Annotated in this window: 1 protein-coding gene; it reads left to right on the forward strand. The window is 54.1% G+C overall.

The window, feature by feature from the left end:
* Positions 1-233: Ig-like domain-containing protein (locus H5200_RS23720; RefSeq protein WP_259398607.1), on the forward strand; the 233-nt coding region annotated here is incomplete at both ends.

A 233-nucleotide genomic window follows, 5' to 3' on the forward strand; every position in this document is an offset into this window, starting at 1 on the left:
GTGAGCATTACGGTCACCGATGCCAATGGCGATATACAAACCTTAACTGCCACTGTGTTGGCTGATGGCAGTTGGTCGGTGGATGTACCGACCCCGCTTGCAGAAGGCGCTTTTGTTGTTGATGCCAGCGTCACCGATGCCGCCGGCAATACCGCTAGCGACACAGAAAATGGCGGAGTGATCGATACTCTTGCGCCAACCTTTGATATTGATCCGTTGGCTGCGACGAACGA

Origin of the sequence: Pseudoalteromonas sp. SG43-7, assembly GCF_014164295.1 — a bacterium.
Lineage (GTDB): Bacteria > Pseudomonadota > Gammaproteobacteria > Enterobacterales > Alteromonadaceae > Pseudoalteromonas > Pseudoalteromonas rhizosphaerae.